General features: G+C 59.4%; 12 protein-coding genes and 1 riboswitch. Of the genes, 1 reads left to right on the forward strand and 11 read right to left on the reverse strand.

All coding sequences use genetic code 11. From position 1 onward, the window contains the following. Positions 1-46 precede the first annotated feature (46 nt). Genes FIV08_RS16405 through pqqA form a run of 8 tightly spaced genes read right to left on the reverse strand, consistent with a single transcriptional unit; the run spans position 47 to position 8,069 of the window. On the reverse strand, positions 47-1,795 hold the full coding sequence (locus tag FIV08_RS16405) for a NahK/ErcS family hybrid sensor histidine kinase/response regulator (RefSeq protein ID WP_152439108.1): 1,749 nt from the start codon (positions 1,793-1,795) through the stop codon (positions 47-49). Continuing rightward, positions 1,779-2,942: an alcohol dehydrogenase-like regulatory protein ErcA gene (gene ercA / locus FIV08_RS16410; RefSeq protein WP_152439109.1), complete on the reverse strand. Its 1,164-nt coding sequence runs from the start codon at positions 2,940-2,942 to the stop codon at positions 1,779-1,781. The genes FIV08_RS16405 and ercA overlap by 17 nt, the downstream gene beginning before the upstream one ends. 46 nt (positions 2,943-2,988) lie before the next feature. Continuing rightward, on the reverse strand, positions 2,989-4,857 hold the full coding sequence (locus FIV08_RS16415) for an alpha/beta hydrolase family protein (protein WP_228715444.1): 1,869 nt from the start codon (positions 4,855-4,857) through the stop codon (positions 2,989-2,991). Then, positions 4,850-5,986 carry a pyrroloquinoline quinone biosynthesis protein PqqE gene (gene pqqE, locus FIV08_RS16420; protein WP_152439110.1) on the reverse strand — a complete coding sequence of 379 codons (1,137 nt, stop codon included), beginning with the start codon at positions 5,984-5,986 and terminating at the stop codon, positions 4,850-4,852. The genes FIV08_RS16415 and pqqE overlap by 8 nt, the downstream gene beginning before the upstream one ends. Further along, positions 5,983-6,252, reverse strand: a complete 270-nt coding sequence (gene pqqD, locus FIV08_RS16425; protein WP_152439111.1) for a pyrroloquinoline quinone biosynthesis peptide chaperone PqqD — start codon at positions 6,250-6,252, stop codon at positions 5,983-5,985. The genes pqqE and pqqD overlap by 4 nt, the downstream gene beginning before the upstream one ends. A gap of 11 nt (positions 6,253-6,263) precedes the next feature. Next, positions 6,264-7,019, reverse strand: coding sequence for a pyrroloquinoline-quinone synthase PqqC (pqqC, locus tag FIV08_RS16430; RefSeq protein ID WP_152439112.1), 756 nt, complete (start codon positions 7,017-7,019; stop codon positions 6,264-6,266). After that, positions 7,016-7,945, reverse strand: a complete 930-nt coding sequence (pqqB, locus tag FIV08_RS16435; RefSeq protein ID WP_152439113.1) for a pyrroloquinoline quinone biosynthesis protein PqqB — start codon at positions 7,943-7,945, stop codon at positions 7,016-7,018. Before pqqB ends, pqqC begins: the two co-directional genes overlap by 4 nt. 52 nt (positions 7,946-7,997) lie before the next feature. Further along, the gene (gene pqqA, locus FIV08_RS16440; RefSeq protein ID WP_007153157.1) at positions 7,998-8,069 is read right to left on the reverse strand and encodes a pyrroloquinoline quinone precursor peptide PqqA; all 72 of its coding nucleotides are present in this window, start codon (positions 8,067-8,069) and stop codon (positions 7,998-8,000) included. A gap of 227 nt (positions 8,070-8,296) precedes the next feature. Between pqqA and FIV08_RS16445 the strand changes: the two genes are divergently transcribed. After that, positions 8,297-10,411: a NosR/NirI family protein gene (locus tag FIV08_RS16445; protein WP_152439114.1), complete on the forward strand. Its 2,115-nt coding sequence runs from the start codon at positions 8,297-8,299 to the stop codon at positions 10,409-10,411. A 1-nt stretch (position 10,412) separates the two neighbouring features. Here FIV08_RS16445 and FIV08_RS16450 read toward each other — a convergent pair whose 3' ends face one another. The 3 genes from FIV08_RS16450 to FIV08_RS16460 form a co-directional block, all read right to left on the reverse strand. Then, entirely contained in the window at positions 10,413-11,396 is a 984-nt protein-coding gene (locus FIV08_RS16450) for an MDR family oxidoreductase (RefSeq protein ID WP_152439115.1), read from the reverse strand. Between the two features lie 43 nt (positions 11,397-11,439). After that, a complete protein-coding gene (locus tag FIV08_RS16455; protein ID WP_152439116.1) occupies positions 11,440-12,078 on the reverse strand; it encodes a TetR/AcrR family transcriptional regulator in 639 nt (212 codons plus the stop codon). A 234-nt stretch (positions 12,079-12,312) separates the two neighbouring features. Then, the gene (locus tag FIV08_RS16460) at positions 12,313-13,833 is read right to left on the reverse strand and encodes an aldehyde dehydrogenase family protein (RefSeq protein WP_044389289.1); all 1,521 of its coding nucleotides are present in this window, start codon (positions 13,831-13,833) and stop codon (positions 12,313-12,315) included. A 302-nt stretch (positions 13,834-14,135) separates the two neighbouring features. Continuing rightward, positions 14,136-14,242: riboswitch (guanidine-I (ykkC/yxkD leader) on the forward strand. Positions 14,243-14,280 lie beyond the last annotated feature (38 nt).

The following is a 14,280-nucleotide window of genomic DNA, read 5'->3' on the forward strand; positions in this document are numbered from 1 at the left end:
GACTGGTTCAGGAATAAGTGTAGTCGTAAAGCGCAAGCGCGTGGGGTCAGGTTGACTGCGCGGCAAGACTCGCCAGCAGCGCCCGTAAGCGGTTGGGCTTAACCGGTTTGTTAAGGATGGGCAGGTACTGGGCCCTAAGCAGCGTGCGCACTTCATCACTGCGATCAGCAGTGATGATGGCTGCCGGAACATCATGGTCAAGTGCACGGCGAACGGCGTAGACAGCCTCACAACCGGTTGCGTTATTGTCCAGGTGGAAATCCGCCAGAATCACGTCGGGGAGCAGGCCCTCGCTCAGCATGTCCAGGGCACTGGATTCGCCGTCGGCGGGAAACACCTCACAACCCCAACCTTCGAGCAACGCTGCCATGCTTTCAAGCACCGCCGGCTCGTTGTCTACGACTAACACCGCCAGTCCGTCAAAGTTTCCGTGGATGGCACCTCCGGCTGAAGATTGGCTTCGCCAGGCCTCATTTACCCTGTGTTCAAGCGGGATCGACACCTCAAATCTCGAACCGCGGCCGGGCCGTGAGGTCACCCGGATTCCGTAACCCAGAACCCGTACCATGCGCTCCACAATGGCCAGTCCCAATCCGACGCCCTGGCGACCGCCGGTGCCCTGGGGCAGTAGCTGGTGGAACTCAGTGAAAATATCCTGCAGCTTGTGGGCCTCGATCCCCACACCGGTGTCCCAGATTTCAATGGCCAGCCGATCCCGACGTTGCCTGACAGAGAGCATTACGCCGCCCTCACGGGTATAGCGGAAGGCATTACTCAACAGGTTACGGACAATCCGTGCCAGCATTCGGGGGTCGGTCCGAAGTGATACCGGTGGCACCCGGAGCCGGAACTGCAATCCGGCATTGGTAGCCACCGCCTCAAATTCTTCGCCCAATCCTTTCAGCATGGCAGCCAGATTGAGACAGGTCAGATCCGGCTTCATTGCCTGCTGGTCAAGTTTGGAAATATCCAACAGATCGGCCAACAAATCCTCGGCACCTTCCAGGGCGCGGTGCACCTGATGCACCATCCGGTTTTCCGCCTCGGGTAACTGACTGTCCTGCAGGGCCGAAATCATCAGCCTGGCAGCATTCAGGGGTTGCAGCAGGTCATGACTGGCCGCCGCAAGATACTTGTCTTTACTGCGATTGGCTTCTTTGGCGGCGTTCACCGCCACTTTCAACTCCTGCTCAACCTTTTCCCGCTCCTCAATCTGATAACGCAGGTCCACGTTGACGTTTTGCAACGCCTCGGTGCGTTCCTCCACGCGTTTTTCCAGTTCGGCGTTCAGCTGCTCAAGTTTCTGCCGGGCCTGCACCCGCTCGGTAATGTCGGCAACGAAGGTTTCCACCACTTCCGGCCCAAGATCCGGCCGGCGGAGCATGGTTAGTGCCACATACACGGGGGTCTGGTCTGCTCGCCGAAGACGGGTCTCGCGAGCGCTCAGGCTGCCATGGTCGAGCAGTTCCTGGCGAAGCTGATCAAACTCTGCGGCGCTGCAGAACAGCTGCTCCCTGAGTCGAATCACTTTTTTCTGCAATTGCTCCGGGTTGTCATAGCCGCAGATTCGGGCCATGGCAGGATTGCAGGCCAGAAAACCACCACGCAGGTTGGCCTGGAAGATGCCGTGCAGAGCGTTCTCAAACAGCCATTTGTAGCGGTTGCGCTCCTGCTCCAGTTCCTCCAGGCGCTCCTGCAACGCGGGGTAATAGCTTTTTCGGGCTGACTGGCTGCTGAGCCCCAACAGATCGCCGATGTCGTAACCGGTGCTGGTTGGGTCAGAGGGCTTCTTCATAGACCACCTGAACATCCCGAAGTGACGACTTCCTTGGGTTGGTCAGTATGCAGGGGTCCTTCAATGCATAGCCGGAAAGGTAGGGAATGTCAGAGGTGGTGACGCCGAGCTCCTTGAGCCGCGCCTCCAGGCCAACGGTCTTCTTGAGTTCAATAATGCGGGTCATCAACCGTGCCTTGACCTGTGCCCCGTTCATACTCCGGGTATCAATCGCCATGGCCTCAGCAACCCGGCGGAACCGGTCCTCGGCGGAAGGGAAATTGTAGGCCACCACATGCTCCAGCAGCAGCGCATTGCAGAGGCCATGGGGCAGATCCAGAAAACCGCCCAGGCTGTGGGACATCGCATGGACAGCCCCCAGAATGGCATTGGAGAAGGCCAGCCCCGCCTGCATGGACGCCAGCATTATCTGCTCTCGCAACACCGGGTTTGACGGGTTTGCCACCAGCGCTTCCAGGTTGCCGTTGATCAGTCGTATCGCTTCCAGTGCATGGGTATCGGTCAAAGGCCCGCTGCCGGTAGAAACAAAAGCCTCGATGGCGTGCACCAGTGCATCCACCCCGGTACAGGCGGTGAGGTAGGCGTCCATGGTTTCGGTGACTTCCGGGTCGATCAACGAGACATCCGGCACCACCGCTTTGCTGATGATGGAAAACTTGAAGCGCCGGTTGGGGTCCGAAATGATGGCAAACTGCGAGACGTCTGCTGACGTACCGGCGGTGGTTGGAATCAGGATCAGTGGTGGCGAAGGATTACGGATGGTATCCACACCCTCAAATTCCAGGATGCTGCGGCCATGGCTGGCCACAATGCCGATACCCTTGGCGCAATCCATGGGGCTGCCGCCGCCGATCGCCACGATGACATCGCATTCGCTGGCCCGGTAGAGCTCGGCACCGGCCATCACCTCATCTACTTTGGGATTGGGCGACACCGCTGTAAACGTGGTACAGCGCAACCCCGCCTCAACCAGTAGGGTTTCAACTTCTGCAACCCATCCGGCGGCGACAACACCAGGATCAGACACCAGGAACACATGGCGGGCACCAAAATTACTGGCAAAGTTAGCCACCGACCGGCGGGACCCGGCACCGAAGACAATCTCGGGAGAGACAAACTTGCGCAGCGCAGAAATATCGTAGCTCATGACGCTCAGGGACAACCGTTTTGTTGTTATAGGAATAGTTGAGAGTTTAACTCAGTTTGTGCGCTGGTTCATTGTCCTTTTGGCGTATCTCAGGGTCGTCTGAGGCCAGGCTTCCATAAAACCGGTACAGCGATTCGAGCATGTGCGCCTGATTATCTGCCCTCTGAAACCCGTGGCCTTCATCCTCATACCAGTGCAGTTCCACCGGTTGGCCCCGGGCCTGTAGCGCGGCCACCATCCGCCGGGTTTGCTCAGGCACCACGACGGCATCTTTCCCGCCCTGAAAAAAAATCGCTGGGCAGCGTATCCGGTCAGCGTGCAGCGCCGGCGCACGTGCCTGCCAGCGGGCATAATGTGATTGCGGATCTCCCAGTAGCCAGTCCAGGTAACCGGATTCAAACCGGTGGGTAGCAGTACGAAGGCGCCATGGATCAGTCACGCCAAACAGGCTGCCAACGGCTTTGAAGCGGTCAGTCTGCACCGCCGCCATCAGTGCCGTATAGCCTCCGGAGCTTCGGCCCTGAATGAATACATTGTTGGTGCAGACCAGCCCTTGTGCCGTCAGATAATCCGCGCAGCGCACCATGTCCTGTGCATCCGCTTCGCCCCACCGGCCGGCCAGACGAAGGCGGAAATCCCGACCCGCACCGGTGCTGCCGGTATAGTTCACCTCCGCTACGGCAAAGCCCCGCTGACACCAGAACTGGACCTGGGGGTTGTAGACCGCATAGGCGGCTGACGTGGGGCCGCCGTGGGCGATCAGGATGACCGGTGGTGCAGCGGTGGGTGCTGATATTGGAGGGTATAGAAACCCCTGAACAGAGGGCGTGTCGGGCGTTTCCGCATCCACTACAAAAGTGACGGGCGCCACCGGCGCCATGATTGAGCGATCCGGCACTTGTCCGCCAGCCAGGATGGTTGCCGAGCCGGAGTCCGCACACACCTTCAGAACCGCATCGTGCCGCTCGGCAGCCCGCCCTATGCACACAAGGCCATCGGCTGACGGACTCAGATCCCGGAAATCCGTCCAGCCCTCAGCCACTCTCTGACACTGGCCAGCCCTTTCGAGCCAAAGTTCACCGATGCCCTGACGGTATTGCACTCTGGCCCAACCACCCTCACGCAACGGGCAACTATGCCGCTCACCCAGTTGCCAGGGGGCGTTGGCATGATCGAGCATGGGCGCCGTGCTTTTCAGCCACTGGTCGCGGCCATCCCGGCGCGTTACCCGCCAGGGCTGCCACCAGCCCTCATGGTCGGATATGACCCACAGATGCTCACCGACAAACTGCGGTTGCTGAACCGAACCAGAAACCGGCGGGGACTGCCCTGACGCACCTGCAACATCACCGTCAGCCGTGACCGTTGCCTGCCAGAGCGTTGACTGCAACCAGGGCATATCCGGCCGTTGCCAGCTGCACCAGGCCACGCGGGTGCCGTCCTCGCTGACCGCCGGTGCACCGTAGAAGTCCAGCCCCTGGTGCAACACCCGGACGTGCCCCGTAGCTTCCAGGGCCATCAACGCCTGCTGTTCATGCCGTTCACGCACCGCCAACACCCGGTCATGTTGCGGGTCTGCCACCAGGCCTCCCCAGGTAGCGTCAACCTCCGGCACCAATAAGGTTCGTCTACCTGTCACTCGGTTGAGCTGCCAGACCCGCTGATCCTCCGTTACCCAGACCACTCGCCCCGGTAGTACCGCATAAGCACCACCACCGTAGCCGTTGAGGCGACTTCGGATACTGCCCGGGCCGGTGTTGACCCGACAGATGCCGGAGTTGTCCGCCTGCCAAAGGGCAACAGAACCGGTTTCCGGCTCAGACGCAAGCCAGAAAATGCTATCGCCGCAAACTCTCAGCTGCGCATACTGGGAAAAACCGGCGCAGGCAGCATGCGCCGAAATCGGCTCAGCCACGGTAGAGTAACTTGGAATTCCGGGCATTGCGGTAGACAAGGTCACCCAGCCCCGCTGTAGCGTGATCCGCAGCGGTGCGGGCGGCCAGAATCCGATCGTGATGGGGCGATTTGGAGCAGACCGGATCGGCGTTATCGGCATCACCGGTCAGCAGATAGGCCTGGCAACGGCAACCACCGAAATCCTTGCCTTTTTCATCGCAGGAGCGGCAGGGTTCGGGCATCCAGCTGTCACCACGGTAATGGTTAAAGCCGGGGCTGTGATACCAGATGTCGTTCAGGGACTGGGTTTGCACGTTGGGAAAATCGATGGGTAACAGGCGGGCGCTGTGGCAAGGCAAGGCGGTGCCATCGGGTGCCACGGTCAGGAACAGGTTGCCCCAGCCATTCATGCAGGCCTTCGGGCGCTCCTCGTAGTAGTCCGGGGTTACGAAGATCACCTTCATGGGGCGACCACGGTTACGGAGATCGTGCCGGTAGTCATTTACCTCCTGTTCTGCCTGGACCAGTTGGGCTTTGGAGGGCATCAGTCCTTCCCGATTTTTAAATGCCCAGCCATAGTACTGGCAGGTGGCCAACTCCACGTAATCGGCATCCAGGTTTTCACACAGGGCCAGAATGTCGTTCATCTGGTGAATGTTATGGCGGTGGATCACAAAGTTGAGCACCATCGGGTAGCCGGCCGCCTTGACCGCCCGGGCCATGGCCAGCTTCTGTTCGAAGGCTTTGCGGGAACCGGCCACGGCGTTGTTGAGTTCCGGGTCTGAGGCCTGAAAGCTGACCTGAATGTGGTCCAGCCCCGCCTCGGCAAACGCCTGCACTTTTGCTTCAGTCAGCCCGATGCCGGAGGTAATCAGATTGGTGTAATACCCCAGATCCCGGGCCCCGGCAATCAGCTCCGGCAGGTCCTGGCGCACCAGCGGCTCGCCGCCGGAGAAGCCCAGTTGGGCCGCCCCCATGGCTCGCCCCTGGCGCAACACATCCAGCCATTGCTCCGTGGACAGTTCCTGTTGCTGGCTGGCGTAGTCCAACGGGTTGGAGCAATAGGGGCATTGCAGCGGGCAGCGATAGGTGAGCTCCGCCAGCAACCACAGCGGCGGCCCTACCCGTGCTTCTGCGGCCGCCGTCATGACCACTCAATCCACTGTTGCTGAACCGCGTCTGCCAGAAACGCTTCCACATCTGCCGCCAGCGGACCTGCATCCGGGAACTGCTGTTCCAGGGACTGGATAATATCGTGTACCGGGCGAACGCCATCCACTTCCGCCAGGATGGCACCGGCGCTGCCGTTGAGCTTGACCATACCCTCCGGGTACAGCAACACATGGCTTTGTTGCACCGGCTCCCACTGGAACCGGAAACCACGGCGGAGCCTGGGTGTTTTCTCCAAAGTCATGGTATCGCTCCTTACAGGCCCCGATGCCAGACCGGCTGATCGGTGACCGTATGGTACGGCGGTGTCTGGTGAACGTACGCCATGGTCAGGGCATCCAGCAACGACCAGAGAATGTCCAGTTTGAACTGCAGGATTTCAAACGCCCGCTGTTGCTGGGCTTCAGTGGTGAAATGGTCGAGAGTAATGGCCAGGCCATGCTCCACATCCCGTCGGGCTTCCGATAAACGCTTCCGGAAGTAGCGATAGCCATTCTCCTCAATCCACGGGTAATGCTGTGGCCAGCTGTCGAGCCGCGACTGGTGGATTTCCGGCGCAAAAAGCTCGGTCAGTGACGAGCAGGCCGCCTCTTGCCAGGTTGCCCGGCGGGCAAAGTTGAAATAGGCATCTACTGCAAAACGCACACCTGGGAGAACGTGGCGCTCATCGATCACCTCTTCCCGGCTCAGGCCCACGGCTTCGGCGAGCGTCAGCCAGGCCTCGATGCCACCCACATCTCCCTCATGACCATCGTGGTCCAGAATGCGCTGCAGCCACAGGCGGCGCACCGAGGCATCCGGGCAGTTCGACATGATGGCGGCATCCTTCTGTGGAATCCGCACCTGGTAGTAGTATCGGTTGGCGACCCACCCACGGATCTGTTCCGGCGTACACCGGCCGCTGTACATGGCTCGATGATAAGGGTGGTGAATATGGTAGTAGGCGCCTTTATCTCTGAGGGCCCGTTCGAAATCCTGCCGGTTCATGGCGGTGTTGGCTTTGGCGTTCATGGTTGCCCCGTCAGTTCAAAATGCATTCCGTCCCGGGCGACTTCGATGCCATGGGCCGTGAGCTCTGCCCGTTCCGGCGAGTCTTCGTCGAGTATCGGATTGGTGTTGTTGATGTGGATCAGCACCTTGCGCTGGGCCGGCATGCTGTCCAGTAACTCGATCATGCCACCGGCGCCGTACTGGGCGAGATGCCCCATGGCCTGGCCGGTTTTGGTGCCCACTTCCTGACGGATCATCTCGTCGTCGTGCCAGACGGTGCCATCTACCAGAAGCAAATCCGCCCGCTGCATCCAGCCGCGAATGCGGGCATCGGGTTGCCCCAGGCCGGGCGCATAGAGCACGGTCTGCCCGGTGCGGGTATCTCGAATGAAAAGACCGATGTTGTCACCCGGATGGGGATTATCCCGGCGCGGGGAGTATGGCGGGGCGTTACTGAGCAAGGGAATGGCCGTCAATTCAAGGGAGGGCGCGCAGGGCAGACTGAATGGTTGCTGCTCATCGGCCGGAATCTCGCGCCAGTTAAGCCCGCCATTCCAGTGGCTAAGCATTGTGAACAACGGAAACCCGGAACTCAGGTCGTCGTGCACCTGGCGAGTACACCAGACATCCATCGGTAACCCCTCACGCAGAGACAGAAGCCCCGTGGTGTGGTCAACCTGGCTATCCATCAAGACAACCGCGGCGATGCCCGTATCCCGGAGCGCCCGCGCCGGCTGCATGGCAGGAAAAGCAGCGAGTTGAGCACGAATATCCGGAGAGGCATTGAACAGAATCCAGCGTTCGCCATCCTCAGAGATGGCAATCGACGACTGGGTGCGGGTATGAGCATTCAGCGTTCCGGCGCGGAAGCCGGCACAGTTTCGACAGTTGCAGTTCCATTGAGGGAACCCGCCGCCAGCGGCCGACCCCAGAATGTGCAGGTGCATCAGCAGATCTCCCGAGCGGGAACGACCAGCCAAAGGGCTGGCCGGCCAGGGCTCACCGGTTGGCGAAGTACATGGTTACTTCAAAACCGATCCGCAGGTCTTCATAAGCTGGCTTGGTCCACATGATGCTCACCTCTTGTCGTGATTACTAGTGCGTTGCATGTTGGTGCGAACGGGCGTTTGCCAGATGCACACAATCATCGTAATCACAGACGCTGGCACCCCATATGGTACTTTGGAACTGTTTTCCGCCGGCTGAAAGTAGCAATCGTTTGCCCCCGAGGTTGAATTGAGCCCAACCCCCAGCGGCCTAGCATGGGAGAAGGACAATAATAACTTCAGGAGACCACCATGGCCGGGCGCTTTCTGCTCTCGCTACTGCTTTTTAGTTGTTTGGCCGCAACGCCCTTGCGGGCAGAGCTTTCCGACGACACCCGGCAGATCATCCAGGAACTGTTTCCCTCCGCGACCGTTATCCAAGAGCAACTGGCGGATTTCCCGGTGTATCCGGTATACCAGCTCCAGGAACTGCTGGGTTACGCCTATGTTTCAACGGACTTCAGCAAGATGCCGGGCTTTGCCGGCAAGCCGATTACCATGATGATCGGCCTGGATACACGGGGCCGGTTCACCGGCGTGCGGGTACTGCATCACCACGAGCCGGTATTCCTTCATGGCCTGGGTGAAGAATCACTCTACGAATTTGTCGATCAGTACGAGGGGCGCGCACTGACGGAACAGATTGTGGTGAGTTCCTCGGGCCGTTCGGGCCGGACTTCCTCCGGCAATGTGGTGTACTTTGATGGCGTCAGCAAGGCCACGGTGTCGGTTCTGATCATCAACGATTCGGTGCTCTCCTCGGCCTTGCAGGTGGCCCGCAACAAGCTCGAGGGCTTCGCCCAGGCTGCACCCACCCGGGCCCGCCAAGACCTGTTCGAACCGCTCACCTGGGAGCAACTGCTGGAGCGGGGTTACGTCACCCGCATCGAGGTAACGGCCGCGGATGTGGAACAGCAATTTGGCCGACCGCTGTCGGACTATCCTGGCAACCTTGAGCCCGATCCTGGCGAGGCTTTCTCGGAACTCTACCTGGCTTATATGAACTCCCCCATGGTCGGTCGCAACCTGCTGGGCGACGATCGATACCAGGCCTTCAGGGAGCGCCTTGGCGACAACGGCAAGGTGATGTTGGTGATGTCTCGGGGCCGTTACCCCCACATTGGCGCGGACTTTGTGCCGGGCAGCACTCCGGACCGGTTTGGTCTGAGCCAGAATCAGCTGTCTGTCGAGATGCGAGACCTGAACTGGCTGGAAACCGGCCAGAGCTTCGCCGCTGCCGGTGTGCCGGAGATGACAGCGGTTAACCTGTTCCGGGTGGGCGGCAACGCCGGTTTTAACCCCGGGGTCGAATCCACACTGACCCTCAATACCGTGTTGGCCCGCAACCATCTGGTGGTGGACACCGCCCGCTTCGAGCTGCCCGTTGCCTTCCCGGAGGAACTGTTTGAGACGTTAGACATTGCCGCCGGGCCGGAGCAGTCACGGGCGCCCATGTGGGTCGGGCTCTGGAAGGAGCGCTGGTGGCAGATTACCTTGCTGGTGCTGAGCCTCACGGTGCTGACAATCTTCTTCGCCCGCCAGAAAACCCTGACCCGGCACCCGAAGCTGGTTCACCGGTTCCGCTGGGGTTTCCTGTTCTTCACCCTGTTCTTTATCGGCTTCTACGCCCAGGGCCAGTTGTCGGTGGTGAACATCTATACCTTGCTGCTGGCCATCAAGGATGGTTTCAGCCTGAACATGTTCCTGCTGGACCCGGTGATCTTTATCCTCTGGACCTACACGTTCGTCACCCTTTTCATCTGGGGTCGGGGGCTGTTCTGTGGCTGGCTGTGCCCGTTTGGCGTGCTGCAGGAGATGGCCGCCTGGCTGGGCCAGAAACTCCGGTTCCGGCAGATCAGGGTACCGGAGCGCTGGCACCGGAAGCTGATTCTGATCAAGTACCCGGTGCTGCTGGCCATCGTTATTGCATCGTTTTATTCGCTGACGCTGGCGGAACAGCTATCTGAAGTGGAACCCTTCAAAACCAGCATCACGCTGTTCTTCGTGCGCTACTGGCCGTTTGTGGTCTATGCGGTGGCACTGCTGGCGGTGGGGATGTTTATCCACAAGTTCTACTGCCGTTACCTGTGCCCCCTGGGGGCAGGCCTGGCGGTATTGGGCAAGTTCCGGGTCTTCAGCTGGCTGGAGCGGGTTGACCGTTGCGGACAGCCCTGCCAGCACTGCAAGAATGCCTGTGGCATCAACGCCATTCGCAAGGATGGCCGGATTGATTACGACGAGTGTATCCAGTGCCTGGAGTGCGTGGTGATTCTCCGCGACCAGAATCAGTGCGTGGATGCTATTGTCCGCAACAAGCAGCAACAAAAACAGGCACGGATTCTGGCCACGGACGCGGCCGGGGCCTGAATCAGCCCGCTACGGGGATAACGATACGGCCGCGGATCTTGCCGTCCATGAGACGGCTGGCCGCATCGATGGCATCATCGAAGGCCACTTCGGTGATCATACTGTCGAGCAGCTCCGGGGACAGGTCCTCGGCCAGTCGTTTCCACGCGTAAAGGCGGTCTTCTTTCGGGGCCATCACACTGTCGATGCCACACAGGGTCACGCCGCGCAGGATGAACGGTGCCACGGTGGACGGGAAGTCCATGCCGGCGGCCAAACCGCAGGCCGCGACCACACCCTGGTATTTCATACCGGCGCAGACATTCGCCAGCACCTGACCACCAGCCACATCTATGGCCCCGGCCCAGGTCTCGCGTGCGAGGGGTTTACCCGGTTCACTCAGCTCAGCGCGATCCATGATCTGTTTTGCGCCCAGCGACTTCAGATAGGCTTCTTCTTCCTTTCGGCCAGTCACCGCGGTCACGGAGTAACCCAGCTTGGCCAGAATGGCGACGGCCACACTGCCAACACCACCGGTGGCACCAGTCACCAGAATATCGCCAGACCCAGGCTTCACGCCGTGCTTCTCCAGGGCGATGACACACAGCATGGCGGTGTAACCGGCGGTACCAATGGCCATGGCCTGACGAGCCGTGAACGGAGCTTGTAAGGGGATCAGCCAGTCGCCGGACAACCGGGCTTTCTGGGCCAAGCCGCCCCAGTGTTTCTCACCCACACCCCAGCCGTTCAGCACCACTTCGTCTCCGGCCTTGAAGTCGGGATTGGACGATTCAGTGACGACACCGGCCAGATCAATGCCCGGGACCATCGGATAGGTTTTGGCGATGGGCGCGCGGCCGGTAATGGCCAGGGCGTCCTTATAGTTCAGAGTGCTGTAGGCGACATCAATGGTGACATCGCCCTCAGGCAGTTGGGCTTCGTCAACAGACTTCAACGACACCTGTTGGTCGCTACGGCTGCCTTCAATCAGGATTGCTTTGAACATGTTGCCTCCAGAAATTCTGGTAACGTGAATTGATCTGCGTGAATCAGCAACCGCGAACCAGCGCCATAAAACCTTCGGCAAACTGATCCAGCGGTTGCGGGGACTGCTCGAGCTTGGCGCGCAGAATCGCGCCTTCCCAACCAATCCAGAAAAACTGCGCCATCTGCTCCGGCACAAGTTGGCTTGGTACATCTCCGGCCTGCCGTGCCTCTTCCAGAACTCGGCCTATCCGCTTCTCCCAGTCCCGGAACACCTCCTTCAGCAGGCTGCGAAACCCTTCCGGCAGCGCGGCCATCTCCTGGCCCAGGTTGCCGATCAAACACCCCCGGCGGTAATCAAACCTGCGCATTCCGTCCTTGGCGTCGTCCACAAAGGCCTGAATGCGCGCCAGCGGGCCAAGGGAGCTGTCGGACAACGACCGCTCCAGCTTGTTGGCGAAAAACAGCCCATAGGCCTCAATCAAAGCCCTACCAAAGGCCTCTTTGTTGTCGAAATAATGATAAAACGAGCCCTTCGGCACACCTGCCTGGCGAAGAATTTCATCAAGCCCGGTATAGGAGTAGCCCTTTTCCGTTAATGCCGCCAGCCCAACTGCGATCAACGCCTGCCGGGTGTCCTGATAACCGGCGTTCTGGCCCTTCGGAGGGCGACCCCGTTTACGTTTGGCTGATGCTGATTTCACAAACCTTCCCCTTTTAGACCGGTCGTCTAACTAATAATGAGATAATACGACCGATCGTCTATTAAAATCAAACAGAAATAAAAAAGGCCCTGGGAAGGGCCTAAGGAGAGTGTAGAAGATCCCGCGCTCCGCGAAGGAGCTACCTGACAAATGCCAGGCCAACAATGTGCACCGTCCCTGTGCGGTCACACGAAACGGGGCCCGTGTGGATGGGCCCCAACTGCCACTTGCAGATCAGAAGAACCCGAGCGGGTTGGTGTCGTAGCTGGTCAACATACACTTGGTCTGCTGGTAGTGCTCCAGCGCCATCTTGTGGGTTTCGCGGCCAACACCGGATTTCTTGTAACCACCGAACGCGGCGTGAGCCGGGTACGCGTGGTAACAGTTCATCCATACCCGACCGGCCTGAATGTTACGGCCCATCCGGTAAGCCAGGTTGGTGTCGCGGGTCCAGACGCCGGCACCCAGGCCAAACTCGGTGTCGTTGGCGATCGCCAGGGCTTCTTCCTCGGTCTTGAAGGTGGTCACACCGACCACTGGCCCGAAGATTTCTTCCTGGAATACGCGCATCTTGTTGTCGCCCTTGAACAGGGTCGGCTGGATGTAGAAGCCGTTGTTGAACTCGCCTTCCAGATGCTCACGGTCACCACCGGTCAGCACAACCGCGCCTTCCTGACGGCCGATTTCCATGTACGACATGATCTTGTCGAACTGTTCCTTGGACGCCTGGGCACCCACCTGAACGTCGGTATCCAGCGGGTTGCCGCGCTTGATGGCCTTGGTGCGTTCAACCACTTTCTGCATGAACTCTTCAAACATGTCTTCCTGAACCAGTGCCCGTGACGGACAGGTGCACACTTCACCCTGGTTGAAGAACGCCAGCACCAGACCTTCCACGCACTTGTCGATGAACTCCGGCTCAGCCTTCATCACGTCAGAGAAGTAGATGTTCGGGGACTTGCCGCCCAATTCAACAGTGGACGGGATAATGTTTTCCGCCGCGCACTTGAGGATATGCGAGCCCACCGGGGTGGAGCCGGTAAAGGCGATCTTGGCAATGCGCTTGCTGGTGGCCAGGGCCTGGCCGGCTTCAATGCCGTAGCCGTTAACAATGTTGAGCACGCCCGGCGGCAGCAGGTCGCCGATGATTTCCATCAGCACCAGGATGCTGGCAGGGGTCTGCTCGGCAGGCTTGAGCACGGTGCAGTTACCGGCGGCCAAACAAGGACCCAGCTTCCAGGCCGCCATTAGCAGCGGGAAGTTCCAGGGGATAATCTGGCCAACCACACCCAGCGGCTCGTGGAAATGATACGCCACCGTGTTGTGGTCGATTTCACCCATATGGCCTTCCTGGGCCCGCAGGCAGCCCGCGAAGTAACGGAAGTGATCCGCCGCCAGGGGAATGTCAGCGTTCAGGGTTTCCCGAACGGCCTTGCCGTTGTCCCAGGTTTCCGCCACCGCGAGTTTCTCGAGGTTGGCCTCAATGCGATCAGCGATTTTCAGCAGGATGTTGGAACGCTCGGTGGGAGAAGTCTTGCCCCAGGCCGGCGCTGCTTTGTGGGCGGCGTCCAGCGCCAGCTCGATGTCTTCAGCGGTGGAGCGAGGAATCTCACAGAAAGCCTCGCCGGTCACCGGCGTAATGTTCTCAAAATACTGGCCCTTAACCGGCGCTACCCATTCACCGCCAATGTAGTTCTCATAGCGGGATTTAAAAGAAACAACGGAGCCGTCCTTTCCTGGTTGTGCGTAGATCATGATATCGACCTCTTTGTTGTGTTTGTCGCATGGCAACGCGGCCTTTCGCGTTTACTCATTCAATGTAGACCCCATGCCGATTTCCGTGAATGCGTCGTTGGGGGCGAAAAACTCGTTCCTTGGTAGTAGGTGGCCCCGCACCAAAACAGGGCAGGTGCACGATGGCGAATCACGCCATTTCCTGACGCAAGAAAAATAACCCGTAAAAACGGGCAGTTAGGTTTTGGCACAAACTCTGCAAAGTACGATGTACGCAACGAGAAGTCGGTGATTGAAGCCACCATCGAAGCGCAACAATCTGACCAATGGTCAACTAGGGTTCCGGTCTGTACGCCATCAAAACAGATGCCTGGTCCGAGAGTTGACGACCTTTTCCAAGGTTACACGGCGGGACAAAAGCCCGGGAGAATCGTTCAGTGACTGACGTCTCTCGTTTTTTGACACCTG

It is taken from the genome of Marinobacter sp. THAF197a (assembly GCF_009363275.1).
Lineage (GTDB): Bacteria > Pseudomonadota > Gammaproteobacteria > Pseudomonadales > Oleiphilaceae > Marinobacter.

What these genes read in the sequence shown, in the direction of transcription:
- FIV08_RS16405 (WP_152439108.1), bottom strand. Translation starts at nt 1,795, where the DNA reads ATGAAGAAGCCCTCTGACCCAACCAGCACCGGTTACGACATCGGCGAT.
- ercA (WP_152439109.1), bottom strand. Translation starts at nt 2,942, where the DNA reads ATGAGCTACGATATTTCTGCGCTGCGCAAGTTTGTCTCTCCCGAGATT.
- pqqE (WP_152439110.1), bottom strand. Translation starts at nt 5,986, where the DNA reads ATGACGGCGGCCGCAGAAGCACGGGTAGGGCCGCCGCTGTGGTTGCTG.
- pqqD (WP_152439111.1), bottom strand. Translation starts at nt 6,252, where the DNA reads ATGACTTTGGAGAAAACACCCAGGCTCCGCCGTGGTTTCCGGTTCCAG.
- pqqC (WP_152439112.1), bottom strand. Translation starts at nt 7,019, where the DNA reads ATGAACGCCAAAGCCAACACCGCCATGAACCGGCAGGATTTCGAACGG.
- pqqB (WP_152439113.1), bottom strand. Translation starts at nt 7,945, where the DNA reads ATGCACCTGCACATTCTGGGGTCGGCCGCTGGCGGCGGGTTCCCTCAA.
- FIV08_RS16445 (WP_152439114.1), top strand. Translation starts at nt 8,297, where the DNA reads ATGGCCGGGCGCTTTCTGCTCTCGCTACTGCTTTTTAGTTGTTTGGCC.
- FIV08_RS16450 (WP_152439115.1), bottom strand. Translation starts at nt 11,396, where the DNA reads ATGTTCAAAGCAATCCTGATTGAAGGCAGCCGTAGCGACCAACAGGTG.
- FIV08_RS16460 (WP_044389289.1), bottom strand. Translation starts at nt 13,833, where the DNA reads ATGATCTACGCACAACCAGGAAAGGACGGCTCCGTTGTTTCTTTTAAA.